The 25,800-nt window shown below is 64.2% G+C and carries 26 protein-coding genes and 1 pseudogene; 15 read left to right on the top strand and 12 right to left on the bottom strand.

What is annotated here, in order from left to right:
* Positions 1–102 precede the first annotated feature (102 nt).
* Positions 103–1,056: an AEC family transporter gene (locus tag Q3C01_RS10850; RefSeq protein ID WP_458145316.1), complete on the top strand. Its 954-nt coding sequence runs from the start codon at positions 103–105 to the stop codon at positions 1,054–1,056.
* Between the two features lie 51 nt (positions 1,057–1,107).
* On the opposite strand, the gene Q3C01_RS10845 is transcribed toward Q3C01_RS10850, so the two are convergent.
* Complete coding sequence (locus tag Q3C01_RS10845; protein WP_458145315.1) at positions 1,108–2,292, bottom strand: UbiH/UbiF family hydroxylase; 1,185 nt, start codon at positions 2,290–2,292, stop codon at positions 1,108–1,110.
* A gap of 132 nt (positions 2,293–2,424) precedes the next feature.
* Between Q3C01_RS10845 and pcsA the strand changes: the two genes are divergently transcribed.
* From pcsA to Q3C01_RS10830, 3 genes are all read left to right on the top strand, one after another.
* Positions 2,425–3,150, top strand: coding sequence for a phosphatidylcholine synthase (gene pcsA / locus Q3C01_RS10840; RefSeq protein ID WP_458145314.1), 726 nt, complete (start codon positions 2,425–2,427; stop codon positions 3,148–3,150).
* On the top strand, positions 3,147–3,872 hold the full coding sequence (locus Q3C01_RS10835) for a TerC family protein (RefSeq protein WP_458145313.1): 726 nt from the start codon (positions 3,147–3,149) through the stop codon (positions 3,870–3,872). Before pcsA ends, Q3C01_RS10835 begins: the two co-directional genes overlap by 4 nt.
* Before the next feature lie 91 nt (positions 3,873–3,963).
* Positions 3,964–4,938 (top strand): quinone oxidoreductase family protein, encoded by a 975-nt coding sequence (locus Q3C01_RS10830; RefSeq protein WP_458145312.1) that lies wholly within the window; start codon positions 3,964–3,966, stop codon positions 4,936–4,938.
* 74 nt (positions 4,939–5,012) lie between these two features.
* Here Q3C01_RS10830 and Q3C01_RS10825 read toward each other — a convergent pair whose 3' ends face one another.
* A complete protein-coding gene (locus tag Q3C01_RS10825; protein WP_458145311.1) occupies positions 5,013–6,209 on the bottom strand; it encodes an acetylornithine transaminase in 1,197 nt (398 codons plus the stop codon).
* Between the two features lie 279 nt (positions 6,210–6,488).
* Positions 6,489–6,678: pseudogene (locus Q3C01_RS10820) on the bottom strand (hypothetical protein); the annotation flags it as partial.
* A 167-nt stretch (positions 6,679–6,845) separates the two neighbouring features.
* Between Q3C01_RS10820 and Q3C01_RS10815 the strand changes: the two are divergent.
* Both Q3C01_RS10815 and Q3C01_RS10810 read left to right on the top strand, forming a co-directional pair.
* A complete protein-coding gene (locus Q3C01_RS10815; RefSeq protein ID WP_458145310.1) occupies positions 6,846–7,796 on the top strand; it encodes a hypothetical protein in 951 nt (316 codons plus the stop codon).
* A gap of 85 nt (positions 7,797–7,881) precedes the next feature.
* Entirely contained in the window at positions 7,882–9,144 is a 1,263-nt protein-coding gene (locus Q3C01_RS10810) for a methyl-accepting chemotaxis protein (protein ID WP_458145309.1), read from the top strand.
* Between the two features lie 21 nt (positions 9,145–9,165).
* Here Q3C01_RS10810 and rimO read toward each other — a convergent pair whose 3' ends face one another.
* The gene (rimO, locus tag Q3C01_RS10805) at positions 9,166–10,491 is read right to left on the bottom strand and encodes a 30S ribosomal protein S12 methylthiotransferase RimO (protein ID WP_458145308.1); all 1,326 of its coding nucleotides are present in this window, start codon (positions 10,489–10,491) and stop codon (positions 9,166–9,168) included.
* Between the two features lie 112 nt (positions 10,492–10,603).
* Here rimO and Q3C01_RS10800 point away from each other — a divergent pair, with 112 nt between their 5' ends.
* The 6 genes from Q3C01_RS10800 to Q3C01_RS10775 all read left to right on the top strand — a co-directional run bounded on the left by Q3C01_RS10800 (position 10,604) and on the right by Q3C01_RS10775 (position 17,306).
* Entirely contained in the window at positions 10,604–11,194 is a 591-nt protein-coding gene (locus tag Q3C01_RS10800; protein ID WP_458145307.1) for an ANTAR domain-containing response regulator, read from the top strand.
* The gene (locus tag Q3C01_RS10795) at positions 11,191–12,360 is read left to right on the top strand and encodes a CmpA/NrtA family ABC transporter substrate-binding protein (RefSeq protein ID WP_458145306.1); all 1,170 of its coding nucleotides are present in this window, start codon (positions 11,191–11,193) and stop codon (positions 12,358–12,360) included. Before Q3C01_RS10800 ends, Q3C01_RS10795 begins: the two co-directional genes overlap by 4 nt.
* A gap of 346 nt (positions 12,361–12,706) precedes the next feature.
* Positions 12,707–13,537 carry a formate/nitrite transporter family protein gene (locus tag Q3C01_RS10790; RefSeq protein WP_458145305.1) on the top strand — a complete coding sequence of 277 codons (831 nt, stop codon included), beginning with the start codon at positions 12,707–12,709 and terminating at the stop codon, positions 13,535–13,537.
* A 13-nt stretch (positions 13,538–13,550) separates the two neighbouring features.
* Complete coding sequence (locus tag Q3C01_RS10785) at positions 13,551–15,353, top strand: NirA family protein (RefSeq protein ID WP_458145304.1); 1,803 nt, start codon at positions 13,551–13,553, stop codon at positions 15,351–15,353.
* On the top strand, positions 15,350–16,966 hold the full coding sequence (locus Q3C01_RS10780; RefSeq protein WP_458145303.1) for a sulfite reductase subunit alpha: 1,617 nt from the start codon (positions 15,350–15,352) through the stop codon (positions 16,964–16,966). The genes Q3C01_RS10785 and Q3C01_RS10780 overlap by 4 nt, the downstream gene beginning before the upstream one ends.
* Before the next feature lie 187 nt (positions 16,967–17,153).
* A complete protein-coding gene (locus Q3C01_RS10775) occupies positions 17,154–17,306 on the top strand; it encodes a hypothetical protein (RefSeq protein ID WP_167561251.1) in 153 nt (50 codons plus the stop codon).
* Positions 17,307–17,441: 135 nt separating this feature from the next.
* Here Q3C01_RS10775 and Q3C01_RS10770 read toward each other — a convergent pair whose 3' ends face one another.
* Genes Q3C01_RS10770 through pxpB form a run of 3 tightly spaced genes read right to left on the bottom strand, consistent with a single transcriptional unit; the run spans position 17,442 to position 20,005 of the window.
* On the bottom strand, positions 17,442–18,212 hold the full coding sequence (locus Q3C01_RS10770) for a LamB/YcsF family protein (RefSeq protein WP_458145302.1): 771 nt from the start codon (positions 18,210–18,212) through the stop codon (positions 17,442–17,444).
* Between the two features lie 30 nt (positions 18,213–18,242).
* On the bottom strand, positions 18,243–19,280 hold the full coding sequence (locus tag Q3C01_RS10765) for a 5-oxoprolinase subunit C family protein (protein ID WP_458145301.1): 1,038 nt from the start codon (positions 19,278–19,280) through the stop codon (positions 18,243–18,245).
* Entirely contained in the window at positions 19,277–20,005 is a 729-nt protein-coding gene (gene pxpB, locus Q3C01_RS10760) for a 5-oxoprolinase subunit PxpB (RefSeq protein ID WP_458145300.1), read from the bottom strand. Before pxpB ends, Q3C01_RS10765 begins: the two co-directional genes overlap by 4 nt.
* Before the next feature lie 236 nt (positions 20,006–20,241).
* Between pxpB and Q3C01_RS10755 the strand changes: the two genes are divergently transcribed.
* Together Q3C01_RS10755 and Q3C01_RS10750 are read left to right on the top strand one after the other, a co-directional pair.
* The gene (locus tag Q3C01_RS10755; protein WP_028136365.1) at positions 20,242–20,940 is read left to right on the top strand and encodes a ribonuclease activity regulator RraA; all 699 of its coding nucleotides are present in this window, start codon (positions 20,242–20,244) and stop codon (positions 20,938–20,940) included.
* 23 nt (positions 20,941–20,963) lie between these two features.
* Complete coding sequence (locus tag Q3C01_RS10750; protein ID WP_458145299.1) at positions 20,964–21,368, top strand: (R)-mandelonitrile lyase; 405 nt, start codon at positions 20,964–20,966, stop codon at positions 21,366–21,368.
* Positions 21,369–21,474: 106 nt separating this feature from the next.
* Here the strand turns inward: Q3C01_RS10750 and Q3C01_RS10745 are convergent, their stop codons facing one another.
* The 4 genes from Q3C01_RS10745 to Q3C01_RS10730 all read right to left on the bottom strand — a co-directional run bounded on the left by Q3C01_RS10745 (position 21,475) and on the right by Q3C01_RS10730 (position 24,296).
* Positions 21,475–21,660, bottom strand: coding sequence for a hypothetical protein (locus Q3C01_RS10745; protein WP_458145298.1), 186 nt, complete (start codon positions 21,658–21,660; stop codon positions 21,475–21,477).
* 272 nt (positions 21,661–21,932) lie between these two features.
* Positions 21,933–22,520, bottom strand: a complete 588-nt coding sequence (locus Q3C01_RS10740; RefSeq protein WP_458145297.1) for a hypothetical protein — start codon at positions 22,518–22,520, stop codon at positions 21,933–21,935.
* Positions 22,521–22,541: 21 nt separating this feature from the next.
* Positions 22,542–23,702, bottom strand: coding sequence for a TAXI family TRAP transporter solute-binding subunit (locus Q3C01_RS10735; protein WP_458145296.1), 1,161 nt, complete (start codon positions 23,700–23,702; stop codon positions 22,542–22,544).
* 237 nt (positions 23,703–23,939) lie between these two features.
* Positions 23,940–24,296 carry a hypothetical protein gene (locus Q3C01_RS10730; protein ID WP_458145295.1) on the bottom strand — a complete coding sequence of 119 codons (357 nt, stop codon included), beginning with the start codon at positions 24,294–24,296 and terminating at the stop codon, positions 23,940–23,942.
* 187 nt (positions 24,297–24,483) lie between these two features.
* Here Q3C01_RS10730 and Q3C01_RS10725 point away from each other — a divergent pair, with 187 nt between their 5' ends.
* Positions 24,484–25,296 (top strand): class I SAM-dependent methyltransferase, encoded by an 813-nt coding sequence (locus Q3C01_RS10725; RefSeq protein WP_458145294.1) that lies wholly within the window; start codon positions 24,484–24,486, stop codon positions 25,294–25,296.
* Positions 25,297–25,307: 11 nt separating this feature from the next.
* Here Q3C01_RS10725 and Q3C01_RS10720 read toward each other — a convergent pair.
* A partial coding sequence (locus Q3C01_RS10720) for a DUF2147 domain-containing protein (protein ID WP_458145293.1) occupies positions 25,308–25,800 on the bottom strand: 493 nt, incomplete at its 5' end.

Below are 25,800 nucleotides of genomic sequence, written 5' to 3'. Positions count from 1 at the left end.
CGTCGATAGACCAGGATTGTGGCCGATGCTAGTGCCCTTGCTTGGAATTAACCCGCAGAGGGCGGGCGGATAGCCCCGATTGCCTTAGAAATCACTTCATAAATGGTCGATATCCTCAATCTGGCCCTACCTTATTTCGGCCTGATCTTCGTCGGTTTCGCCTGCGGCAAGGCCAAGTCCCTGCCGGAATCAGGCCTCGCCTGGATGAACTTCTTCCTGCTCTACGTGTCGTTGCCGGCGCTGCTCTTTGCGATCATGTCGAAGACGCCGTTCTCCGAACTCAACAACCCGCCGTTTCTGGTCGCGACCACGCTGTCGACGGTTGCGGCGTTCAGCATTGCGCTCCTGGTCGGGAAGGTCGTTGGCCGGCTGTCGCTGCGCGAAGCGACGCTTGCGGGACTCTCCGGCGGCTACGGCAATATCGGGTATATGGGCCCGGGGCTCGCGCTTGCGGTGCTCGGAGCGAAGGCGGCGGCGCCGACCGCGCTGATCTTCTGCTGCGACAGCATCTTCCTGTTCACGATCGTACCGCTCCTGATCGAACTCTCCGACCGCGATCATCCCTCGATCCTGCACGCCTTCGGCGTCGTGCTGAAGCAGATCCTGCTCAACCCGCTGATCATGTCGGCCTGCTTTGGCGCGGCGGTCGCGGCACTCCATATCGAGTTGCCGGTCGCGCTCGATCGCACCATCACCTTCCTGCAAAATGCCGCGGCTCCCACCGCGCTGTTCGTGCTCGGCGTCACCGTGGCGCTGCGGCCGTTCGATCGCGTACCCTGGGAGGTGCCCGGCGTGATCGCGGTAAAACTCCTGATCCATCCGCTCGCATCATTCGCGCTGATGCTCGTGTTCGGCCCGTTCGCGCAGCCCTGGGCCGCAACCGCAGTGCTGATGGCCTCGCTGCCGCCGGCGCTGAACGTGTTCGTCATCGCGCGGCAGAATGACGCCTGGATCGAATCCGCATCGGTTGCGGTGCTGCTCGGGACGTTTGCCTCGGTGATCACGCTGACCAGCGTGATGTGGTTTATCCAGACCGGACGGCTGGCGTTTCCGTAAGACGCGGTTAGCGCCGCCAAATTACCGTCGCCAACGTTACCGTCGCCAAAGTTATCGTCGCCAGGTCGGCGCCAACCCTTCACGCATCGCGAGGCGCCGCAACGGGCCGATGGCGCCCAGCAGGTGCATGCCGACGGCGCGGACCGGCTGCAGCGGCAGAAAATCGTTCAGCAGTGAACGGTTCGCCATATCGATCATGAAGGTCCGGCTCAGAATGTCCGGACGGCGGGCCCAGTCGTAGCGGTCGAGCACCTCGTCCGCACCGGGATCCCGGCCTGCCGCGACCGCCTCTCCGGCGAGCCTTGCGATATCGGCGGCATCCCGTAAGCCGAGATTAAGGCCTTGCGCGCCGATCGGGGGAACCACATGGGCCGCTTCGCCCACGAGCGCAATGCGGTCGCGGGCGAAAGATTTCGGCCGCTCGATCGCCAGCGGAAACAGGTTGCGGCCAGGTTCCACGCTCATGCGGCCCAGGATGAAATGCGATTGTTTTTCGATCGCCGTCGAGAGCTCCTCGTCGCTCAGGGCTCTGAGCCGCTCGGCTTCCGCAGGCGAGGCCACCCAGACGATGCTGCAACGATCGCCCGGCAGCGGCACGAACACGCAAGGCCCGTGCGGCGTGTGGAACTCGGTCGAGACGTTGCGATGCGGACGCGAATGGTTGACGTTGAAGGTCAGCGCCGTCTGCTTCAAATCGCGCCGCGTGACGTCGATGCCGGCGGCCTCTCGGCATAGCGAGTGCCGGCCGTCGGCGCCGACCACGAGGCGCGCCGTCAAATACTGCCCCGCGGCGGTGTGGATCGCGACATCCTCGGCCTCGGTACGGACGCTGTCGGCCTCGTCATCGAAGCGAACGAGATTGGCAAGCTCGGTGGCGCGCGCCTCCAGCGCCAGCATCAGCGAGCGGTTGTCGATGTTGTAGCCGAACGCGTCAAGCCCGATTTCATCGCAGGAGAAGCGCACCTCCGGCGCGCGGATCAGGCGGCCGGTGTCGTCGACGAGCCGCATCGCCTCGAGCGGCATGGCCTTGTTGCTGCAGCGCGACCAGACCCCGAGCCGGTCCAAAAATTCAACGGACCCGCCGAGTAGCGCGGTGGTGCGGTTGTCGGAATAGGGCGTGCGCCGCGCCACCAGCGCGGTGCGTGCGCCGGTCTCCGCGAGCGCGATGGCCGCGGCGAGGCCTGCCGGCCCACCGCCGATCACGGCCACGTCAAAAGGTGCTGCTAGATCTGTCATGCCCGGACATTTGACATGCCCGGCGGCAAATTCAAGCCGCTTGTTTCGCGCGAATTTGTCGCGAATTGCGCGGCCGGATGTCGCCGCGGCTTATGTGCAAATCGTTCTCATTCTGATAGCACTGCGCCAGCCATGGATACCCCGCAGGATTCTCTCAACCCCACGCCGGCGGCCCGCGCTGCGGCCTTCTCGGTGCATATCTTCACGGCGTTCGGTGGCGCGGTGGCGCTGCTGGCGATGCTGGAGGCTGTGCGCGAACATTGGGCGGCGATGTTTCAATGGCTCGGCGTCGCCCTCATCATCGACGCGATCGACGGGCCGATCGCGCGCAGGCTGAACGTCAAGAACGTGCAGCCAAACTGGTCCGGCGACGTGCTCGACCTCGTGGTCGATTTCGTCACCTATGTATTCGTGCCGGCCTATGCGATCGTGGCGAGCGGCCTGCTGCTGCCGGTCGCGGCACCGCTGCTCGGCGTCGCCATCATCGTCACCAGCGCGCTGTATTTCGCCGATCTGCGCATGAAGGCCGAGGACAATCACTTCCGCGGCTTTCCGGCGCTGTGGAACGCTGCGGCGTTCTATCTGTTCCTGCTGCACTGGCCGCCGCTGTGGTCGACGCTGCTGGTTGCGGCGCTGGTCGTCCTGACCTTCGTTCCCTTCCACGTGCTGCATCCGGTCCGCGTGGTGCGCCTGCGCTGGCTGACCATGTCGCTGATCGTGATCTGGGCCGCGCTTGGCCTCTATGCCCTGGAGATGGATTTCCAGGTCGGCACCGCCGCGAAGATCGCGCTGTGCGCGATCGCGCTCTGGATTGTCGGCAGCGACGCCGTGATCAGGATGGTTAGATCCTTCGCATGATGCATCTCATCACCAGCCCGGAAGCCTGGGCCGCGCTTCTCACCTTGACCTCGCTCGAGATCGTGCTCGGCATCGACAACGTCATCTTCCTGTCCGTGATCGTCTCGCGCATCCCCGACAAACAGGCGCACCGCGCCCGCCAGATCGGGCTCGCGTTGGCCCTGGTGTTTCGCATCATCCTGCTCAGCGTCCTGGTCTGGCTGATCGGCCTGACCCAGCCGGTGTTCTCGTTCAGGGGTTACGATTTCTCCTGGCGCGACCTCATCCTGATAGGCGGCGGCCTGTTCCTGATCGCGAAAGCGACCCACGAGATCCATGCCGAGGTTGATGCGGATGACGAGGAGGGCGGGGACAATTCCGGGCGCCGCGCCTTCTTCTGGGTAATCGCCCAGATCGTCGTCATCGACATCGTGTTCTCGCTCGATTCCATCATCACCGCGATTGGCATGGCGCAGGACCTCGAGATCATGATCGCGGCTGTCGTGATCGCCTGCCTCGTGATGTACATTTCCTCCGGACCGGTGGCGCGATTCGTCGCCGAGCATCCCACCACCAAGATGCTGGCGCTGGCATTTTTGGTGCTGATCGGCGTCGCGCTGGTGGCGGATGGATTCAAGTTTCACATTCCGCGCGGCTACATCTACTTCGCAATTGCGTTCTCGGCGGCGGTCGAGTTCTTCAATGTGCTGGCCAAGCGCAATCGGAAGAAGGTCGGCAAATAGCCGGGTTTGTGCGGTCCGCTTCTTGCGTCGAGTTGACAAGGCAGGCGTGATGGCTTTCGCTTGCCCTCAACAAGAACGAGGAGGTCAGGTGATGACCAAAGCCGTCCGCGTGCACCAGGTCGGGGGTCCCGAAGCCCTGGTCTATGAGAGCGTCGAGGTGCCGGCGCCGGGACCGGGCGAGGTGCGCATCCGCCAGCACGCGGTTGGGTTGAACTTCATCGACGTCTATTTCCGCACCGGCCTCTACAAGGCCCCCGAACTTCCGTTCATCGCCGGCAACGAGGCGGCGGGCGAGGTGGTCTCGGTCGGTCCCGGCGTGACGAATTTCCACCCCGGCGACCGAGTCGCCTACTACCACAATCTCGGTGCCTACACCGGCGAGCGCAACATCCCCTGGGAGCGGCTGGTCAAGCTGCCCGACCACATCACCTACGAGCAGGGCGCCGTGCTGATGCTCAAGGGGCTCACCGTCTGGTATCTCCTGCACAAGACCTTCAAGGTCGAGCCGCATCATCGCGTGCTGATTCATGCCGCCGCCGGCGGCATCGGGCTGCTCGCCTGCCAATGGGCGAGGGCGCTCGGCGCGCACGTGATCGGCACCGTCGGCTCGCGGCACAAGGCGGAGCTTGCCGAGGCCAATGGCTGCGACCACGTCATCCTCTACAACGAGGAGGACTTCGTCGCGCGCGTCAAACAAATCAGCCGCAACGAGGGCTGCGACGTCGTCTATGACGGCGTCGGCAAAGCGACTTTCCCCGGCTCGCTGTCCTGCCTGAAGCCGCGCGGCATGTTCGTCTCCTTCGGCAATGCCTCAGGCCCCGTGCCGCCATTTGCGATCGCCGAGCTCAACAATCACGGCTCGCTGTTTGCGACCCGGCCGAAGCTCAACGACTATATTGGCAAGCGCTCGGAGTTGCTGGAAGGCGCCGACACGCTGTTCGCCGCCGTGATCAGCGGCAAGCTGCACGTGCCGATCAACCACGCCTACGCATTGAAGGACGCTGCGAAGGCGCATATCGATCTCGAGAGCCGTGCCACCACGGGCGCTTCAATCTTGAAGCCGTAGACGCAGCGCCGCTATTCAAGAGGGACGTCATGCCCGGGGCAAGCCCGGCCATGACGAGGCGGCAAGTATGAACCTTACGCCACCCGACGTGCAGCCCCGACCTTGGTCAGGATCGCATCCAGGCAATCGACCATCTCGGCAATCTGTTCGCGCGTCACGTTTAGCGCCGGCATGAAGCGTAGCGTGTCGACCTGCGGTGCGTTGAGGAGGAGGCCCTCTGCGAATGCCTGCGCGACGATCGCAGATGCGATCGGCAGTTTCAGGTCGAGCGCCAGAAGCAGGCCGCGACCGCGCACCTCGCCAAGCCCGTGCCGCGCCGAGACCTTCTGCAACTCGCTTTCGAGCAGCAGACCCGTGTCGGCGACGGCTTTCAAAAATTCCGGTTTGCCGACCTCTTCGAGCACCGCGAGCCCGGCGGCGCACATCACGGGGTTGCCGTTGAACGTGCCGCCTTGATCGCCATGCTCGAAGCATGAGGCGTGCTCGGTCGCGAGCAGCGCGGCGAGCGGCACGCCGCCGCCGATGCCCTTGCCGAGCGTCATGATGTCCGGCGCAATCCCGGCATGCTCGTAATGGAAGAGCTTTCCGGTCCGGCCCATGCCGGTCTGGATCTCGTCAAAGATCAGCAAAAGGCCATGGGCCTTGGTGAGCGCGCGCAGCTCCTGCAGGAACTTGTCGGTCGCGGGCCACACGCCGGCTTCGCCCTGGATCGGCTCGATCATCACGGCCACGGTATTGGTGCTGATGAGCGCTTCGACCGAGGCGATGTCGTTCAGCGTCGCCTTCTTGAAGCCTGAGACTTTCGGCTCGAACAGTGGCTCAAAAGCCTTCTTGCCCGAGGCCGACATGGTGGCCAGCGTACGGCCGTGGAAGCCGCCGCCGAAGGTGATGATCTCGAACGCACCGCCTTTGTTCACGTTGCCATATTTGCGCGCCAGCTTGATGGCGCCCTCATTGGCCTCGGCGCCGGAATTGGCGAAGAACACCTGGTCGAAACAGCTGTCCTCGACCAGCGCCTGTGCGAGCTTGAGGCTCGGCTCGTTGTAGAAGGCGGGGCTCGGCGTCAGCAGCCGCTTGGCCTGCGCCGCGAGCGCATCGGCAACCGCCGGCGGTGAATGGCCGAGGCAGTTGACCGCCCATCCCTGCACGAAATCGAGATAGCGCTTGCGGCTGTCGTCCCAGAGATAGGAGCCCGCGCCGCGGACGAACACGGCCTTCGGCCGTGCGGTGATGTCCATCAGCGCATCATACGGATGGGTAGCGTTGGTCATGTCAGACTCCTCTTGAGGGCAGGGATGGTTCAGGGAAAAGACGCGCGAAAAAGCGAGAAGGCCGCACTTTGCGGGTGCGGCCTTCTCGAAAACTCTGCTGATGTCAGTGCTTCAGCGGCGTCGTCGGACATGGCGCAACCCATCATCGTCGCGGGTGCGACGACGGAAAGCTGCGCGGCGGTGGGTCCGAGAAGAGATCATGGGGCGCGGCCATACAGCCGAAGGGCAGGGCTTGTCAAGCCGGTTCGCCGCGAGCGCCAGCTTGATGCGGCGCCAGCTTCAAGAGAAGCGCGGCCGCTCGTCGGCGTCGTCATGGCTCCAATCGGCATCGGCGATCGACTTGTCGATCGGCTCACCGCGTATAGAGCGAGCGGCGATTTGTAGTAGAGCGCAATGTTGTGAAAGGGATCGAGCAGCACCTTGAACGCCCACACGAGGCCAGTCGCGACGTGCGCGTGGCGAACAGCTGGCCGCAGAAGCCCTGAGATCAGCCTAAAATTCAGGCTACATCGATCGCGTTCACGTCGAACCATTTTCACGCCCGCGTGTTTGTACTATTCAGGCGCCGTTTGGTTCGAACCAGGCCGGTAGCCTGCGCGACCAAGTAGACATCTCCATTCTGTCAGGCGCGCCACCTTGTCCGATCCTTCCTATCGCATCGACGTCGACAGCATCCGCCGAGCCTTTCCGCCCGGCACCGAGGCGCCGCCCCTGCTGCTTGATTTTGCAGTCTGGCTCAAGGGCCGACCCTGGGGCAGCGTCGGCTGCTTCGATCTGCGCGGACAGTTCGTCGATAGCGCCCCGATCGTCGACGGTAGCCCGCTGCGCGACAAATTCGGGCTATTCATCCGGCTGCCGGAAGGTTCGGAGGTCGGCACATGGTATGGTACTGATGTCGATCAGGCGAATCCGCCCGTCGTGGTGTTGGGCTCGGAAGGTGAGCACGAGATCATCGCGCCGTCTCTCGACAGCCTGCTTGCCAGGATCGCGCTACAGCAGTTCGAAGACCGATGGAGCGATTTCCTGCCAGACGAAGACGTAGACGAGACAACCGACGAGCTTGCAGATTGGTTGGCCCCGCGGCTTGGCGCGGAGGATCTGGCAACGCTGGCAGGATCCTCGCCCGACCTGCCGGACTTCCGCCGGTGGATGGAGACGTGGTGCAGAGACCGCGAGGAGTATTGGGCCAACCACACGATGATGGCCGAACTCGGTTGGCGGCTCGCTGCGCATCTGCCGAAAGGCAAGAATCTCTGGGACAAGACACGGTTCAAGGTCGCGATCGTCGGCGCGCAATATCAGGCGCGCGTCATGCGTTCCGGTCCGCAGTCCTTCAAGGAGGAGAAGGCGATCGAGCCGTTGCTGCGTGAGTTGCGCGACGACATGCGCAGGGCGCAGCCGGAGCTCGGGCTTTGGTACTCGATGGATTTTGGCCTCTACGCCGACGGCCGCGTCATGCCCCGCTTCGACTATGACGAGCGCCCGACGATCGACGACGTCCCGGCGGAACTGTCCGAGGCGAAGGCGGACCTCGCCCGTGCGCCGCGGCCGGAGCGCTGGGTGCCGACCTGGCTGGCTGCTGATTGACCTCCGCCGGAACGGCCCGCCGTCCAATAAGCGTTTGGTTAATGTTTTCTTGCTATTCACCGTCCGCTTCGAATGGGGGGAGCGGATGAGATTCTTTGGGCGGCAGACACGCCAGGATCGTGACGGCCAGATCTGGCAAGCAATCTTCGAACGTTCGGTCGATGCGATCATGGTGCTGGCGGGACCCAAGATCATCGCCTGCAACGAGGCCGCGGTCAGATTTGGCGGCTATCGCAGCAAGGCCGACCTGTTGTCCCGCTCGCCGGCCGATATGGCTCCCGAATTCCAGGCGGATGGCCGCCGCTCGTCGGAGTGCGTCAAGGAGACGCTCGCGCGGGCGATGAAGGACGGCCACGCCCGTTTCGAATGGATCACGCGCCGAGCGGATGGGCAGATGGTACCGGTGCAGGTCACGCTCGTTCCCGCGGAGATCGATGGCCAGCCCGTCGTCATCAGCTATCGACGGGACCTATCGGAGCTGATTGCCGCGCGGGAAGAGAAGAAGCGCGCCATCGCCAAACTTGCCGGCGAATTCGAGGAGACCATCGGCTCCATTGCCAATGCCGTGTCGTCGGCTGCCAAGGACGTAGAAGTGACGGCGGGCTCGCTCAGTTCGACCGCCGAGAACGCAGCGCAACGCGTTTCGACCGTCGCAGCTGCATCATCCGAAGCATCGACGAATGTTCAGTCGGTGGCGGGTGCGACCGAAGAGCTATCGAGCTCGGTGGCCGAGATCAACCGCCAGGTCACGACCTCGTCGAGCATTGCTGCCGAAGCGGTGGAGGCGTCCGCACGCACCAATAATCTCGTGAAGAGCCTGTCGGAGGCGGCGGGCAAGATCGGAGCGGTCACCGAGATGATCAATGCGATCGCAAGCCAGACCAATCTTCTGGCCTTGAACGCCACGATCGAGGCAGCGCGAGCCGGTGATGCCGGTCGCGGTTTCGCGGTCGTTGCAGCCGAGGTCAAGAGCCTGTCCAGCCAGACCGCCAAGGCAACCGAAGAGATCAGCGCCCATATCAGCGCCATGCAACGGGCAACGGGCGATACCGTTGCAGCCATCCAGGGAATTGGCGGGACGATCGGACAGATCAGCGATATCGGCAAATCGATTGCCATCGCCGTCGAGCAACAGGGTCACGCGACGCAGGAGATCGCGCGGTCCGTGAGCCAGGCAGCGGCGGGCACCAGCGGGGTCGCTGCAAACATCAATGCCGTCACGCGCACGATCGATGCCACGGGCACTGCTGCCAATGACATGCTCGGCGCTGCCGGCGAATTGTCACGGCATGCAGTTGCGCTGCGCGACAAGGTGGCCGGTTTCCTGAAGGCCGTGCGCGCTGCGTAACGCGCGGCGCTCTGGTGAAGATCAAAACCCCGCGACGCTGCCGTGCAGATCGTAGGCGTCGGCACGCTCGATCTTGGCGGTGACGATCTCACCGACGCGCAAGGGTCGGCGGCTCGACAGATAAACGGCGCCGTCGATTTCCGGCGCATCCGCCTTGGAGCGGCCTTTCGCAACGGTCGGGCCGACCTCGTCGATGATGACCTGCTGCCGGGTGCCGACCTTGCGCTTGAGCCTCCGCGCGGAAATCTTCTGCTGGCGTGCCATCAACGCGTTGTAGCGCTGCTGCTTCACCTCATCCGGCACGGCGCCGGGCAGCGCGTTGGAGGTGGCGCCCGCAACCGGCTCGTATTTGAAGCAGCCGACGCGATCGATCTCGGCTTCATCAAGCCAGTCGAGCAGATAGGCGAAGTCCGCATCGGTCTCGCCGGGGAAGCCGACGATGAAGGTCGATCGCAAAGCGAGATCGGGACATTCCTCGCGCCAGCGCTTGATCCGCGCCAGCGTCTTGTCCTGTGCCGCCGGTCGCTTCATCGCTTTGAGGACCTCGGGGCTCGCGTGCTGGAAGGGGATGTCGAGATAGGGCAGCACCTTGCCCTCCGTCATCAGCGCGATGACCTCGTCGACATGCGGGTAGGGGTAGACATATTGCAGCCTGACCCAGGCCCCGAGCTCGCCAAGCTCGCGCGCGAGATCGAGGAATCTGGCGCGGACCTGGCGGTCCTTCCACGGGCTCTCGGCATATTTCACGTCGACGCCATAGGCAGAAGTGTCCTGCGAGATGACGAGCAACTCCTTCACGCCGGCGCCGACCAACCGCTCGGCCTCGCGCAGCACATCGTTGGCGGGGCGCGACACCAGGTCGCCGCGCAGCTTCGGTATGATGCAGAAGGTGCAGCGGTTGTTGCAGCCCTCGGAGATCTTCAGATAGGCGTAGTGGCGCGGCGTGAGCTTGATGCCCTGCGGCGGCACCAGATCGAGATGCGGATTGTGTGCCGGCGGCAGCGCCTGGTGCACGGCATCGAGCACGGATTCGTATTGCTGCGGGCCCGTAATCGAAAGCACGCCGGGATAGGCCTGCTCGATCTGCTCGGGCTCGGCGCCCATGCAGCCGGTCACGATCACCTTGCCGTTCTCGGCCATGGCCTCGCCGATCGCCGAGAGCGATTCCTGCTTGGCGCTGTCGAGGAAGCCACAAGTGTTGACGATGACGATATCGGCCCCGTCATGCTTGCGGGCGAGTTCGTAGCCCTCGGCACGCAGGCGCGTGATGATGCGCTCGGAATCCACCAATGCCTTGGGGCACCCGAGCGAAACGAAGCTGACCTTGGGCGCAGCCGTCTGATCCATACCTAAATCTGCCTGATTGACCGCTTGCAGCTAGACCTAATTGTCCACAATTACAACCCTTTGCATGGGGCTCCGGCGTGCTATGGATGCCTCGCCGGGTGGTGAGTGAGCGATGAGCGCCGAACAGTCGCCTAAAATTGTGATTGTCGACGAAAGCCCGATCCGGGCCGCGATCCTCGAGGAGGGGTTGCGGGAGGCGGGCTTCACCCAGGTCTTGCATATCAGCGAGATGCAGAGCCTGCTCGCGCGCATCTATGCCGTCGACCCCGATATCATCCTGATCGATCTGGAGAACCCCAGCCGAGACGTTTTGGAACAGATGTTCCAGGTCAGCCGTGCCGTGCGCCGGCCGATCGCGATGTTTGTCGACCAGAGCGATTCGGCCTCGATCCAGGCCTCCGTGGAGGCGGGGGTATCCGCCTACATCGTCGACGGGCTGAAGAAAGAGCGCATCAAGCCGATCCTCGACCTCTGCGTGTCCCGCTTCAACGCGTTCGCGAAACTCCAGGAGGAGCTGGAGCGCACCAAATCGCAGCTCGAGGATCGCAAGATCATCGAGCGTGCCAAGGGCATTTTGATGCGGGTGAAGGGCCTGACCGAGGACGAGGCCTATGTGCTGATGCGCTCCACGGCGATGCGCGAGAAGAAGAAGATCGGCGAGATTGCCCAGTCGATCATCACCGCGTCGGAGATGCTGAAATGACCGGACCGCTCCGCATAGGGTTTATCCCGCTGGTCGATGCGGCTGCGCTGATCGTCGCGGTCGATAAGGGGTTTACCACGGCCGAAGGGCTCGAGGTCGAGCTGGTGCGCGAGGTCTCGTGGTCCAACGTCCGCGACAAGCTCAATATCGGCCTGTTCGATGCCGCGCATCTCTTGGCGCCGGTAGCGATCGCGTCCTCGCTCGGGCTCGGTCACGTCAAGGTCCCGATCGCGGCTCCCTTCAACCTCGGCATCAATGGCAACGCCATCACGATCTCGCCCGCGCTGCATGCCGCGCTGATGGAGGAGATCGAGGGCGACCGCTTCGATCCGATGGCGACCGCCAAAGCGCTTTCGCGCGTGGTAGCGAAACGGCGCAAGGCGGGGGCTGAGCCGCTGACCTTCGGCATGACCTTCCCGTTCTCGACGCACAACTACCAGCTCCGGTTCTGGATGGCGGCGGCAGGCGTCGATCCTGACGAGGACGTGCGCCTCGTGGTGCTGCCGCCACCTTACATGGTCGACAGCCTCGCCAACGGTCATGTCGATGCGTTCTGCGTCGGCGCGCCCTGGAATTCGGTCGCGGTCGATCTCGGCATCGGCCATATCCTGCATTTCTCCTCCGACATCCTGGTCCGTGCCGCGGAGAAGGTATTGGCCATGCGCCAGACCTGGGCGGAGAAGAATCCGGACGTGGTGGCCGCGCTGGTGCGCGCCGCGGAGAAGGCCGCAGCTTTCATCGAGCATCCCGACAACCGCAACGAGGCCGCGCGCATCCTCGCGCAGCCGGAGCGGATCAGCGTCGATGCCGAGGTCATCCAGCGGACCCTTGATGGCCGCCTGAAGATCGCGCCTGACGGCACCCTGCGCGAAAGCGGCCGCTATCTCCTGGTCGGTCGCGAAGGGGCAGGGCGCCCTGATCCGGTCCAGGCCGCTTGGCTCTATGCGCAGATGGTGCGCTGGGGGCAGACCGCTCTGAGCGAGGCTGCGCTCAAGAGCGCCATGGCGGTGTTCCGGCCCGACCTCTATGATGCTGCGGTGGGACCGGGGGGAAGCGGCAAGGAGGCCTCGGCCGGCTCGTTTGGAGCTTTCGCCGGAGCGGCCTTTGACCCCCAAGATCTGGCCGGTTATCTCGCCTCCTTCGAGGTCGCGCGGCGCGCCCGTTAGGCCAGCCCAAATATTGGGCATCCACATTTGAAGCTTAAACTTTGGGCTATTGCTGCCCCAAGCGGCATGAATGGTGATCCATTTCATGCGCTGCACACAGTCCTAACAAGCTGATTTTACACGCATTCCAGATTTATGCTGCGTTGGCACACTCCTTGAATAGGAGGGAACAAGCCAACCGGCGTGGAAGCCGGCGGCACCAAGTCCATGATGGATTTCCGCAGCAACGAGGCTGATCGGATCGCCCCGGGTTCCGGCCAGGCCGCGTGCGCCTGAGATCGTGCTCCGAGCGATCAACGTCGTTTCAACCCGTTGTGGCCGCAACGCGCGGCGCTGGAGCTTCGATATGGATTACGCAAAGCCCTCTGACGTTGTTGCCTCGATGATCGATGCCAGCCTGAAGAAGCTGGCGCTCGGCCCGCGCGACCTCCTGATCCGCGGTGCGATTTCCGGCGCGCTCCTGGGCGCTGCCACGACGCTCGCTTTCACCGGCGCCGCTACCACCGGCCAGCCCATCGTCGGCGCGCTCATCTTTCCAGTCAGCCTGGTGATGATCGTGCTGCTTGGCCTCGAACTCGTCACGGGGAGCTTCGCCATCGTGCCGCTCGCACGCCTCGAGGGCAAAGCCACCTGGAACGCGGTAATCGCCAACTGGTCCTGGGTCTTCGTTGCCAATCTGCTCGGCAGCCTCGCTTTCGGCGTCTTGATCGCGATCTCACTCACCAACATGGGCAAGGTCGAAGTCGCCGGCGTCGCCGCGCGCATCGTTGCGGTGGCGGAAGCGAAGACGATCGGCAATGCCGCGATCGGCACCGCCGGCATGGTCTCCGTCTTCGTCAAGGCGATCCTCTGCAACTGGCTGGTCTGTCTCGGCGTCGTCATGGCGATGACCTCGACCTCGACAGTCGGCAAGATCGCTGCGACCTGGCTGCCCATCTTCCTGTTCTTCGCACTGGGTTTCGAGCACGCGGTCGTCAACATGTTCGTCATCCCGACCGGCATGCTGCTTGGCGCCAAGGTCAGCCTCTCGGACTGGTGGCTGTGGAATCAGATTCCCGTGACGCTCGGCAATCTCGTCGGCGGCTTCGTCTTCACCGGTCTTGCGCTCTACGCAACGTACAAGCCCGCAAAGCCGGCGACCGAAGTGGCGCAGGTCGCGGTCCAGGCAGCAGAGTAGGTCCATTCAGCCAATGAAACTCGACACAGCACCCACGGCCGACTTCTCCGACGAGCAGAAGCGCTATCTCGAAGGCTTCATGTCCGGCCTCCAGGTCGGACGTGTGGGCCGTGCCTTTGTCGCCGGTGGCGCTCCTGCCGCGGCGGCCAGCGCTCCGTCCGAGCCGACCGGTCCTGATGCCGCGGCGCTGAAAGCGCAGGACGCGGTCACGGCGTCTGGCAAGAAGCTCGCCGACCAGGAGAAGTTCAAGCGCGAGCTGCACCCTTTCGACGGCTACGAGCGGCTGAAGGACCAGGCGCGCAACAATGCTAACCCGACGCCGGCGGACAATTTTCGCTGGCGCTATTACGGCATCTTCTGGGTCGCGCCGGCGCAGACCTCCTACATGGCACGCCTGCGCATTCCGAACGGCATCCTGAAGCACTGGCAGATGTCCGGACTTGCCGATCTGGCCGAGGCTTATGGCGGCGGCTACACCCATGTGACCACGCGTGCGAACTTCCAGATACGCGAGATCGAGCCGAAGAACGCGGTCGCGCTCATCGAAGGCATCCAAGACATCGGCCTGTGCTCGCGCGGCTCCGGCGCGGACAACATCCGCAACGTCACGGGCACGCCGACCGCCGGCATCGATCCGCAGGAACTCCTCGATACGCGTCCTTTCGCGCGCGAATGGCACTACCACATTCTTAACGACCGCTCGCTCTACGGCCTGCCGCGCAAGTTCAACGTCGCTTTCGACGGCGCGGGGCGCGTCGCGGTGCTGGAGGAGACCAACGACATCGCGTTTTCCGCGGTCGAGGTGAAGGGCGGCTTTGGCGTCGACGCGGGCGTCTGGTTCCGGCTCGGCATCGGCGGCATCACTGGCCACAGGGATTTTGCAAAATATTCCGACATCGTCGTTCGTCCCGAGGACGCCACCACGGTTGCCGACGCCATCGTGCGCGTCTTCATCGAGCATGGCGACCGTACCAACCGCACCAAGGCGCGGCTGAAATATGTGCTCGACAACATGGGCCACGATAAGTTTCTCAAGCTCGTCGAGGAACGGCTCAAGAAGCCCTTCGCGCGCGTGCCTGCGGATGCGATCGCACCGCGTCCGACATTTGACCGCATGGCCCACATCGGCGTGCACAAGCAAAAGCAGGCGGGGCTCAATTGGGTCGGTGTCGCGCTGCCGGTCGGCAAGCTCACCTGCGAGCAGATGCGCGGCATCGGCAAGATCGCGCAGGATCTCGGCGACGGCGATATCCGCCTGACCGTCTGGCAGAATTTCTTGATCTCCGGCGTGCGCGACGAAAACGTCGCGCTGGTGACCGCAGCGGTCGAGAAGCTCGGTCTCGCCACGCAAGTGTCGCAAGTCCGCGCCGGCCTGATCGCCTGCACCGGCAATGCCGGCTGCAAGTTCGCGGCCTCCGACACCAAGCGCCATGCGACCGCGATCGGCGACTGGTGCGATGAGCGCGTGACGCTGGACACCCCGCTCAACATCCACCTGACCGGCTGCCATCACTCCTGCGCGCAGCACTACATCTCCGACATCGGCCTGATCGCGGCCAAGGTGCCGGGCGCGACGGAGGAGGACACGGTCGAGGGCTATCACCTATTCACCGGTGGTGGCTTCGGTCCCGATGCCGATATCGGGCAGGAGGTCTATCACGACGTTAAGGCCGAGGACGCGCCCAGGCTCGTCGAGGGTCTCTTGAAGGCCTATCTCGCCAACCGCGCCTCGCCGGAAGAAACGTTCCTTACCTTCTCTCGTCGCCATGACGGCGAAGCCCTGCGCAAACTCGCCGGAGCGGAAGCAACAGCATGACCCAGATGCCCGTCCCACCGAAACTCGAGATCATCCCGCCGAACGCGCCCTTCAGCGAAGGGCAGCGGCTGTGGCTGAATGGATTTCTCGTGGGCATGTTCGGCCTCGACGGCTCTACGCCGCTGTCTCCGGCCGAAAACGGCGCGGTGCTCGCGCCACAGGGCGATGGCGACGATGGCGAGGCGCCCTGGCACGATCCGGCGATGCCGATCGGCGATCGCATGAAGCTTGCGGAAGGGCGTCCGCTCCGCCGTCGCATGATGGCGGCGATGGCGCAGCAGGATTGTGGCCAGTGCGGCTACAATTGCGCCGACTATTCCGATGCCATCGCCAAGAAGAGCGAAGCCCGCCTCAATCTCTGCGCCCCCGGCGGCAAGGAGACGGCGCGGATGCTGAAGCAGCTCTTTGAAGAGCTGGACAAGGCGCCCGCGCCGAAGTCCGCTGCGGGTGCTGCGGTGTCGGCGGCTACTGCATCGGCTGCGCCCGAAGTGAAGGCCGAGCTGGGTCGCGCCCGCGAAAATCCGGCTGAAGCCGTGTTCCTGTCGCGGCGCCTCCTCAACAAGCAGGGCTCCGAGAAGGAGACCTATCACATCGAGTTCGATCTCTCCGACAGCAAGCTCGACTATGTCGTCGGCGACTCCTTCGGCGTGTTTGCACGCAATGATCTCGGCCTCGTCGACCAGATCATCGCGCTGCTCGGCGCCTCCCATACCACGCAGGTCAATGGCAAGACGCTGCGCGAGGCGCTGGTCGGGGACGTCTCGCTATCGCCGGCGCCGGACAAGCTGTTCGAGCTGCTTTCCTTCATCACCGGCGGCGCGCAGCGCGAGAAGGCGCGGGCGCTGGCGCAGGGCGAGGATCCCGATGGCGATGCCGCAACGCTCGACGTCATGGCGGCGCTGCAAAAGTTCTCCGGCTGCCGTCCGCATCCTGAAGCGTTCGTCGAGGCGCTCGAGCCCCTGCAGCCGCGGCTCTATTCGATCTCGTCCTCGCACAATGCGACGCCGGGAAAGCTGTCACTGACCGTCGATTCCGTGCGCTACGTCATCGGCAAGCGCAAGCGCCTCGGCGTCGCCTCGACCTTCCTCGGCGAGCGCATCACCGAGGGCGAGAAGCTGAAGGTCTATGTGCAGAAGGCGCACGGCTTTGCGCTGCCGCAGGATCCGAAGACGCCGATCATCATGGTCGGCCCCGGCACCGGCGTTGCGCCGTTCCGCGCCTTCCTGCTCGACCGCAAGGCGACCGGCGCGTCAGGTAAGAACTGGTTGTTCTTCGGCCATCAGCGCAGCGACTGCGATTTCTTCTATCGCGATGAGCTCAACGCGCTGAAGACCTCGGGCCTGCTGACCCGCCTTTCACTCGCCTGGTCGCGCGACGGCGAGAAGAAGTTTTACGTGCAGGACCGCATGCGCGAGCTCGGCCGCGAGGTGTGGACGTGGCTGGCCGAAGGCGCGCATCTCTACATTTGTGGCGATGCCAAGCGCATGGCCAAGGACGTCGAGCGTGCGCTGGTCGACATCGTCGCCCAGTTCGGCGCCCGTTCCACGGACGAGGCCGTCAGCTTCGTGGCTGATCTCAAGAAGAAGGGTAGGTTCCAGGCGGACGTCTATTAGCGCCTGGGAACTGGTTCCATTGGCTTAAAGGTTGAGCGAATAAGATTCTCGGAACCTGCGGGTTCCGAGAATTTCCCTCTGCAACGGCGGCTCCGAAGAGAACCGCCGTCGCTATTTCCGCCACCATCTTGTCCGCCGCCGCGATTGCTCCTTCATATCCTCGCAAATGGGGCGTTGGAGATCGACCATGCGCGAACTATCGGCGGAAGCGAGGCTGCACTTCTACGCGCGCTCGCTCTCGCGGCGGACCGGGGCGAGCATGCACCATGTTGCGCTCTACAGTGCCTTTGCGGTCATCGCCGCCATCGTCTTCGGCACGCTGTCGGTGCACCCGTTCTGACAATTTGTACAGTGGGTTAGTTTCGTAGGGTGGGCAAAGGCGCGCTCTTCGCGCGCCGTGCCCACCATCTTTCCATCTATAGCAAGAAGAGGTGGGCACGCTTCGCTTTGCCCAGGCTACCGCACCGAGCAAGGCTCACGCGGCGCGCTTGAACGGCGCCACCGCAATACCGGCATCCTTCAATGCCTGACGCAGATTGCGCGCGATGTCGACGGCGCCCTGCGTGTCGCCGTGGATGCAAACCGTGTCCATCCGCATCTTGATGACCTTGCCGGTGACCGAGATCACGGCGCCGTCCTGCACCATGCGCACGACGCGATTCGCGATCGCCTTGGCATCGTGCAACACCGCGCCGGGCTTCTTGCGCGAGACCAGGTTGCCGTCGTCCTCATAGGCTCGGTCGGCGAACACCTCATGCACCATCGGCAGGTTCGCGTCCTCGCCGGCCTTCACCAGTTTTGAATTGGCGAGCACCACAAAGATCAGCGAGGGGTCGACGGCCTTGATCCCGGCCGCGATCGCCTTTGCAGTCATGTCGTCCTCGCAGGCAACGTTGGAGAGCGCGCCATGCGCCTTCACATGCGTGACCTTGTGGCCGGCCGCTGTCGCGATCGCCTGGAGCGCGCCGATCTGATAGGCGACGAGGTTTTCGATCTCGGAGGATTTCAGCCCGACGATCGGATGCCGGCCGAAGCCGTGCAGGTCGCGATAGCCGGGATGTGCGCCGATCGAGACGCCGCGCGCCTTCGCGAGCTCAACCGTCCGTCGCATGATGTCGGGGTCGCCGGCATGGAAGCCGCAGGCAACGTTGACCGATGTCGCAAGCTCGAGCATCGCGGCGTCGTTGCCCATCTCCCAGGCGCCAAATCCCTCACCTAGGTCGCAGTTGAGATCGATCGTTGTCATGGTGCCCTCCGCCTCTGGTCTTCTTGTTGGTTACGGCTCCGCCGAAACCTGCCACGTCCCGGCATCGACGGCGTTCACCGCGTAGCCCGCGACATTAGCATCGTGCAGGGCCTCGATGTTGAGCTCCACGGTGTCCGCCGCGCGCAAACGGTCGGGCAGGCCGCGCAGGAGCTGCGCGAATTTCTTCGCCTCGTCCTGCGCTTCGGCCATGCTGACGGCCTTGAAGCGAAACGCCGTGCCGGCCGAGGTCTGGGCGAGGCGGCCGAGATCGGCGGAGATGACGGTTGCGACCTTCGGATAGCCGCCGCTGGTGCCGCGGTCCATCATCAGGACGATCGGCGCGCCATTGCCCGGCACCTGGATGCTGCCATTGACCGTGCCGTCGGAGACAATGTTGTGGCCGTGCAGATGTTCGATCACGGGGCCCTCGAGGCGATAGCCCATGCGGTCCGAGGTCGCGGAGATCTTCCAGTCGCTCGACAGGAACAGCGCTTTGTTGACGTCATCAAACTCGTCGTCCTGCGGGCCCAGCACGACGCGGATCGGACCATTCGGTGGCTTCGGCAATTCGATCCGCTGCTCAGGCCCACCGCTTGCGGCCGCGACGCTGAACTCGTCGCCGGCCTGGAGCGGGCGTGGGTAGGGGCTACCGAGCCCGGCACGGGCGTTGACTGCGAGGCTGCCGAACACCGGCTCGCCCCGGATAGCGCCTTCGATTGCGAGATAGCTGAACGCGCCGCCGCGGGCGAAGCCGAGCGTCAGCGTCTCGCCTTCCTTCAGCGTCACCGAGGTCTCGCCCGCCACCGGCTTGCCGGCGATATCGGCATTGCGCGGCGCGCCTGCGATCGCGACGCGCACCGCACCGTCGCGCGCAGTGAATGAGGCGCCGAACGGGCCGATCTCGACGGCGGCCGCAAACAGCTCATTGCCGACCAGGCAGTTGGCGGCCGCCAGCGCCAGCCGGTCCATCGCTCCGCTCGGCGTGAGGCCATAGCGCTGCGAGCCCGGCCGTCCGCCGTCCTGGACGGAGCTGGCCGGCCCGATGCTGGCGACAATGAGCCGGCTCATGACGTCAGCTCCGCAATGATCTCGCCGGCTTCGGCAGCGCGGTCCTGCTCCGCGAAAGTCTTGTGGTCGACGGCAAAAAACGTCACGCGATCACCAGGTTCGGTGAGGAAGGTGGGATTCCGGTGGAGCTGATAGGTCCGCACTGGGGTGCGCCCCAACAGGTGCCAGCCGCTGGGACCGGCGAGGCACTGCACGCCAGTCTGCACGCCGCCGATCGCAATCGTACCGGCGGGCGTCGAGAGCCGCGGATTCTGCCGCCGCGACATGTGCAGCGATTTCTCCAGGCCGCTGAGATAGGACCAGCCCGGGGTGAAGCCGATCATGGCGACGCGGTAGTCGCCGGCGACATGGCGCGCGATGATGTCGTCTGGGGTGGTCTTCAGCGTCTTGGCGACATCTTCGAGATCGATGCCGTGCTCGCCGCCATAGGCCACGGGAATGCGCCAGCGCCGCGCTTTTGCCGTGCGCGGCTGCGGCCGGCTTGCAAGCGCGAGCAGCTTTTCGCCCAGCGCATCGAAGCCGATCCGTCCCGGATCGTAGTGCACAAGCAGCGAGCGATAGGTCGGCACCGCCTCGGTGACGCCCTCGATGCCGACGTCGGTGAGCACCCGATCGAGCGCCAGCACGCGCTGGTTGGCGGCGTCGTCGATGGTGCGGCTAAACTCGACCGTGACGGCACTGTCGCCACTGGGCAAAAGGCGGGGCGGGGAAAGCGTCGCGGCCATGAGCTGTCGAAATCGGCCTCTTGGAAATCGCGGGAGACTCCCTTGGTTCCCGCTGCCCTTTGCTTCGCGTAATTGCGCCCGCAAGTCCAATAAATTAATTCAGCGGCAAGCGATAAAGCCTTGTTATCGCATCGCATAACAGTGCTGCGCGGTTTCGCCTTGGCCCTTGACGGCCGGCCCGCGCCTCGCAAGATGCGCACGTCGTTTTCTCGCCCATCCGGAGCTCGTTGTCGTCCATGTCGCTATCCCCTGAAGCCCGCAAGACCCTCGCCGGCATCACTACCGCCACCATCACCACGGTCCTCCTGAAGAAGGGCCTGCGCAATGTCTGGATGCGCGGTGCGCGTCCGCTGCGCCCGGGGTTGCCGCGGCTGGTCGGCCCTGCGTTCACGCTGCGCTTCGTGCCGGCGCGCGAGGACCTGGCCACACCGGAATCCTGGTCTTCGCCGATCTCGACCCGCACTGCGATCGAGGCAATGCCCGAGGGCTGCATCGCCGTGGTCGACGCCATGGGCATCACCGATGCCGGCATCTTCGGCGACATCCTCTGTGCGCGGATGGTCAAGCGCGGCGTTACCGCACTGGTCACCGACGGCGTCGTGCGTGACGTCGAGGGTGTACTCGGCACCAACCTGCCGGTCTGGTGCGACGGCTACGCGGCGCCGCCGTCGGTCGCGGGCCTGACCTTCGTCGGCTGGGGTGAGCCGATCGGCTGCGGCGGCGTTGCGGTATTTCCGAACGACATCGTCGTCGCCGACCAGGACGGCTGCGTGCTGATCCCGCAGGCGATGCTCGAGCACGTCCTCAACGAGGGCGTCGAGCAGGAACGGATGGAAGCCTGGATCGTCAACGAGGTGAACAACGGCGCCGTGCTGCCGGGCCTCTATCCCATGAACGCCGAGACCAAGGCGCGCTACGCTGCGAGCAAGAAGTAACGAGAAACCGAGCGAGGTACCCTATGGAAATCCACATCGCAGGCACGCGTCCGACCCGCCGCGCGCCCAAGGAGAACTTCACCGGCACAGTGTTGCAGGACCCCGTGATCATGGCGCCAGCGCCGGCGCGGCTGAACTGCTCGCGCGTGTCATTCGAGCCGGGCGCGCGCACCAACTGGCATCACCATCCCCTCGGGCAGACGCTCTACGTTATTTCCGGCGTCGGCCGCGTCCAGGCCAAGGGCGGTCCGATCCGCGAGATCCGTCCGGGCGACACCATCTGGATTCCGCCGGGGGAATTGCACTGGCACGGGGCTTCGCCAGCCAATGGCATGACCCACATCGCCATGCAAGAAGCGCTCGACGGCGTCTATTCGACCTGGCTGGAGCCCGTCACCGACGCGGAATATGCAGCGCCGGTCGGCTAGCAACGGGCTCGCATGCGCCGGACAGGACGCATCGCCTGATGGCGATGCGTCGCCGATCCGAGGTCCTGACCCTCGAGAGCGCGGCACTTCATGCCACACCACGAATTCACAGGGCGTCGCGGCCCGCGGCGGTGATGCGGTATTCGACCTCGCCTGAATCCAATGGTTCGGTCTCAACGAGACCGAGCTCGACAAGTCGGGCGACGATTTCATGGTCGAACAGCGTCGGGCTGATCCAGGCTTCGGAAACCAGCCGTCTCAGGAAATCGCGTTCGGTCGCAGTAAGGTCCATCAGAAACAGTCTCGCCACCCAAAATCAAGACGGCAGGGGCGTCCTGGTTCCGGCGGGCGACCTCTAGACATGCCCGAATGCGCTCCAGAGTCCGATTGCGGTGGGCAAGAGAGCCGCGCACGACCACAATATGGGTGTGCTGGAGCTTAGGCCGGCAACAAAGATCCAGATGCCGAAGCACACGATGAAACCCGAAATCGCATGGGCGAGCACTTTTTCCATGGGCAAACGCAAGCTGCCGGGATGATGTATCGCTCTCAAGGTGACGTGCGTCATTTCGCGACGCGCGCTTCCTCCTTCTTGCTGACGTGCCAGATCACGAAGTGGTAGTGCGGCACGTCTACTCCAGGGTGACCCGGGTTGAAGTAGATGCTGACATGATCAACTGTTCCAGCGAAGCCCTGCGCCTCTAACGACTTGTGATCGTCGATGTCCTTGGTGGGCACCATATACACGCTCGCCACCAGGCGATCCTTGCGATCAAAGCACAGGAAGGGTCCTAGCGGCAGAGTGTCCGGTTTGACAAAGAGGATGCCAAGGCCGGGAAAGAATTTCGGGAAGTTCACGAGGTCGCTGACACGCTTGTAGCCCTTCTTTTCGGCGATCCTCCGCTGATTTGGCTGCGAGGGAGCGACGTAGAGCCTTTTGTGTGGTTTACCGTCCCGGTGAGTGTGTGGTTTGGCTTCCGGGCGAGTTACCGCCTTGGCTTTCCCGGCCTTGTCGGTTGATGGCACCGCGGCTGGAGCAGGCGCTTGCGGAACCGGATTCTCGAATGGAAAGAGTTGCGCGGACGGCCGCCTCACGTCGGCGGTCAACGCGAACAACACGACCAAGGCTGCGGTTACCACTGGATTGCGCATCAAGACCTCCCACTCCTTGGGTCAACGGCCCTGCTGGCGTTCTCGCCACCGCATGAAGTCCTGGAACAATTGTTCGCGGTCCGGCGGATTGCTGATCGGCTTTTGCTCGAGGAAGCGACCGAATGCCTTGCGAAGCGCGGCCTCTCCGCCGGATTGCTGCTGGAGCCAGCGCTCCGCAGGTTGAAATCGCCTCCAACCAGGAAGCACCGCTGCCAGGTTCACCTCTCGCCACTTGGGGTGATGACCGTCACCGAGAAATTCAGGAAATCGCGAGAACAGCGTCTGCACGAACAGTTCCAGGAGCGCAAACCGCTCGCCGCGCGGCGACCAATTGTAAGCGAAAAGCGCGCATTTGACCGCGATGGTGTCGACGCTGTCAGAGGCGTCGATGATACCTGGGTAATCTTCGTGGCTGAGCGTCGATGGCAGATAATCATGCTCCAGCATGGCCTTCGAATAGGGGATGGACAGGAAGTGAAGGCCATCACCTTGGGCGTACCGCGCCAGGAAGCCGACCGGTTTGCCCGACACCAGCAACGTGGCTGAGATTTGCCCCTCGCGCATCCCGTCCATCGCTGCGTCCAGAGGCAGGTTGGATTCATTGACCTTCACCTCCAGATCGTTGAGCATTTCGCGGCCGAGGACCGCGCCGGCGCCGCCTTCTTCGCCGAGATTGACCCGCTTGCCCGCAAGATCCGCCACGCTGTTGATTTCGGACCGCGCGAGGAGGTGGAACTCTTCGACAAACAGCGGGGTGATGTAGACCAGCCTGTTGCCGATATCTCTGAGGGCGCCTCTCTCTCGGAGACGATCAGCCAGCAGAACGGGAGCGATCGCCATGTCGGCGCCGGCCAGGCTGAGTATGTCGATGATGTTGCGACTGCCGCCGTTTCCCACGATTGGCAGCACCCGCAATGCGACCTCCCCGTGAGGACCTGTTTCCTGGCCGCTGGCCAGGGTCGTCGCAATGTCCTGAGCTATGGCGAACTCGGTGCTCTGCGCCGCGCCGGTAACAAATCCTGCCGTGTGCGGGTCGGATGTCGCGGCTTCCTTCCTGGGAAGATTTTCCTTACGCGGCGACACCTTCGCCGCATCGCTCGAAGATACCGGTGGCCGCGTTTGCGCGAGGGAGGTCTGGACCTGTCCGCCGAGCCAGGCCGCGGCAATGAATGCGGTGAACAAACCGGCCCGCACAGCTCCGCAGACCCTCATTGTTCAAGCCTGTTCGGCGTCAGCGCCCGCTTTGGCGCGCTCTTGCCTGGCCGGCAAACCTCACTCGGCCCATCCGTAGCGCGACAGGCTGGAATGAGTTTGCTAGCGCTTTTCAACGCATCGATCGGATCGACGTTCCCTGAGATGTCTGCCCACCGTTGGTGAGCCGCGACTCGATGGCCGACCGTCGGGCAACCGTCGCCGTGTCTATAGTTTTTCCGCCGTCCACGTGCCCGTGCACATGGTGCCACGCCAGATGCCGGAGCCTGAGGTGCCGGCGAGGTGGCCGAAGCCTGTGGCGCGCTTGATGCCGCTGCTCAAGATGACGCTGATCTTACCAGCGTCTGCGACGCTGCCTGATGCACTCACCGCGGCACTGCTGGAAGCGACCTGACCGTTGCTGATGCCGATGGCGACCGTCGAGCCGTTGCCGCAGGCCTCGCTCGTTGAGGTGATCCGCACGTTCCAGCTGCCGTCGAAGCTACCGGTCGCAGCGTGCGCCTGCGCATACGGCAGGGCAATGATGAGGATGCTGGTCAAAAGTCCCTTGCGAAAATGTTTCATGGCTCGCCCCTATGAGGTTGGGGGAACCTGCCACGGTGTTCGGGCGCGCCGATGTGAGGGCTGTCACGCAGTTTCTGCGAGGCGTGACATTGTGCACGCTGGCTGCTGGCTGTGCAGCGCAACGTGACAAGGCGATACCTTCGTGGCCTGCTGCCTGCGACCCGAAAGGCCATTCGCGGAGACGAGGATGCCTGAATCCGACAAGCTGTTTGCGGGCTCGGTCCCGGAAAATTACGACCGCTATATGGTTCCCCTGATCTTCCAGAGCTATGCCGACGACATGGCGCGCCGCGTCGCTGCGCGGGCGCCAAAGGCCGTACTGGAAACAGCGGCGGGAAGCGGCGTGGTCACACGCGCCGTCGCAGCCGTCCTGTCGCCGGACGCGACCTATGCGGTGACCGATCTCAATCAGCCGATGCTCGATCATGCAAAGCTTCGGCATGGCGCCGATGCGCGTGTGAGCTGGCGTCAGGCCGATGCGCAGTTACTCCCGTTCCCCGACGGTTCGTTCGACGTCGTATGCTGCCAGTTCGGCGCGATGTTCTTCCCGGATCGCGTCAAAGCCTACCAGGAGGCGCGGCGTGTACTGAGGCCGCGTGGGGCTTTCATCTTCAATGTCTGGGACAGGATCGAGGACAATATCTTCGCTAAAGACGTCACCGACGCGCTGGCCGAGCTCTTCCCGGACGATCCGCCGCGCTTCCTCGCGCGCACGCCACACGGCTATCATGACACCGCGCGGATCCGGCGCGATGTGCAGGATGCAGGGTTTTCAGATGTGGCAGTTCAAACACGGTCTGAACAAAGCCGGTCCATCTCCGCGCAGCACGTTGCAATGAGCTACTGTCAGGGCACGCTACTCCGCAACGAAATCGAGGCGAGACGTCCCGACGCGCTGGAGGCTGCTACCGCTCACGCGGCAAGGAAAATTGCCGCGCGACATGGTGAGGGCGAGATCTCTGCAAAAGTCCAGGCGCATGTGATCGAGGCGAGGTCCTAGGCAAGCGTGAACTAGTTCACCCGCGTCCAGGTCTGGCCGCCGCAGAACATGCCGCCGAAGGCGCAGCCCTGTACGCGCAGGCGGTCGGTGCCGCGCATCGCAATCGTGGAGTCGTAGGTCGAGCCCGTGTTGGGATCGACGATCCGGCCGGTCCATTTCTGGCCTTGGGCCGGCTTCATGTTGATCAGGATCTGCTCGCCATTCTGGTCCGACTTGGCGTCGACCGAGTAGCCGCAGAGATTGTTGCCGCACTGTTCAATGCGGACCTTGCCTTCTTTCTCCTCGGTGAGCCAGACGCCGACCGGCGAATTGAGGTCGCGAGTGGGCGCAGGCGCTGTGGCCGGGGCCGGAGCCGTCGTCGCCTGAACGGGAGGCGGAGCGGACGCTGGCGGCGGGGCCGGGGGCGGAGCAATCGCGACGGCGGCAGGTGGGGCCGGCGGCGGCGTCACCGCGGGAGCGGCATCCTGCTGGACTGGTGCGGATGGTGGTGGCGGGGCCGGCGGA

It is taken from the genome of Bradyrhizobium sp. UFLA05-109, assembly GCF_054185165.1.
This window is presented reverse-complemented; position numbering and strand designations above follow the sequence as displayed.

Excerpts from the sequence above, each read along its gene's own strand:
- pcsA (WP_458145314.1), top strand. The coding sequence starts at position 2,425 with ATGGATACCCCGCAGGATTCTCTCAACCCCACGCCGGCGGCCCGCGCT.
- Q3C01_RS10745 (WP_458145298.1), bottom strand. The coding sequence starts at position 21,660 with ATGGACCTTACTGCGACCGAACGCGATTTCCTGAGACGGCTGGTTTCC.
- Q3C01_RS10800 (WP_458145307.1), top strand. The coding sequence starts at position 10,604 with ATGAGCGCCGAACAGTCGCCTAAAATTGTGATTGTCGACGAAAGCCCG.
- Q3C01_RS10790 (WP_458145305.1), top strand. The coding sequence starts at position 12,707 with ATGGATTACGCAAAGCCCTCTGACGTTGTTGCCTCGATGATCGATGCC.
- Q3C01_RS10795 (WP_458145306.1), top strand. The coding sequence starts at position 11,191 with ATGACCGGACCGCTCCGCATAGGGTTTATCCCGCTGGTCGATGCGGCT.
- Q3C01_RS10775 (WP_167561251.1), top strand. The coding sequence starts at position 17,154 with ATGCGCGAACTATCGGCGGAAGCGAGGCTGCACTTCTACGCGCGCTCG.
- Q3C01_RS10725 (WP_458145294.1), top strand. The coding sequence starts at position 24,484 with ATGCCTGAATCCGACAAGCTGTTTGCGGGCTCGGTCCCGGAAAATTAC.
- Q3C01_RS10825 (WP_458145311.1), bottom strand. The coding sequence starts at position 6,209 with ATGACCAACGCTACCCATCCGTATGATGCGCTGATGGACATCACCGCA.
- Q3C01_RS10750 (WP_458145299.1), top strand. The coding sequence starts at position 20,964 with ATGGAAATCCACATCGCAGGCACGCGTCCGACCCGCCGCGCGCCCAAG.
- Q3C01_RS10730 (WP_458145295.1), bottom strand. The coding sequence starts at position 24,296 with ATGAAACATTTTCGCAAGGGACTTTTGACCAGCATCCTCATCATTGCC.
- Q3C01_RS10810 (WP_458145309.1), top strand. The coding sequence starts at position 7,882 with ATGAGATTCTTTGGGCGGCAGACACGCCAGGATCGTGACGGCCAGATC.
- Q3C01_RS10835 (WP_458145313.1), top strand. The coding sequence starts at position 3,147 with ATGATGCATCTCATCACCAGCCCGGAAGCCTGGGCCGCGCTTCTCACC.
- Q3C01_RS10780 (WP_458145303.1), top strand. The coding sequence starts at position 15,350 with ATGACCCAGATGCCCGTCCCACCGAAACTCGAGATCATCCCGCCGAAC.
- Q3C01_RS10765 (WP_458145301.1), bottom strand. The coding sequence starts at position 19,280 with ATGAGCCGGCTCATTGTCGCCAGCATCGGGCCGGCCAGCTCCGTCCAG.
- Q3C01_RS10770 (WP_458145302.1), bottom strand. The coding sequence starts at position 18,212 with ATGACAACGATCGATCTCAACTGCGACCTAGGTGAGGGATTTGGCGCC.
- pxpB (WP_458145300.1), bottom strand. The coding sequence starts at position 20,005 with ATGGCCGCGACGCTTTCCCCGCCCCGCCTTTTGCCCAGTGGCGACAGT.
- Q3C01_RS10845 (WP_458145315.1), bottom strand. The coding sequence starts at position 2,292 with ATGACAGATCTAGCAGCACCTTTTGACGTGGCCGTGATCGGCGGTGGG.
- Q3C01_RS10755 (WP_028136365.1), top strand. The coding sequence starts at position 20,242 with ATGTCGCTATCCCCTGAAGCCCGCAAGACCCTCGCCGGCATCACTACC.
- Q3C01_RS10740 (WP_458145297.1), bottom strand. The coding sequence starts at position 22,520 with ATGCGCAATCCAGTGGTAACCGCAGCCTTGGTCGTGTTGTTCGCGTTG.
- rimO (WP_458145308.1), bottom strand. The coding sequence starts at position 10,491 with ATGGATCAGACGGCTGCGCCCAAGGTCAGCTTCGTTTCGCTCGGGTGC.
- Q3C01_RS10850 (WP_458145316.1), top strand. The coding sequence starts at position 103 with ATGGTCGATATCCTCAATCTGGCCCTACCTTATTTCGGCCTGATCTTC.
- Q3C01_RS10785 (WP_458145304.1), top strand. The coding sequence starts at position 13,551 with ATGAAACTCGACACAGCACCCACGGCCGACTTCTCCGACGAGCAGAAG.
- Q3C01_RS10830 (WP_458145312.1), top strand. The coding sequence starts at position 3,964 with ATGACCAAAGCCGTCCGCGTGCACCAGGTCGGGGGTCCCGAAGCCCTG.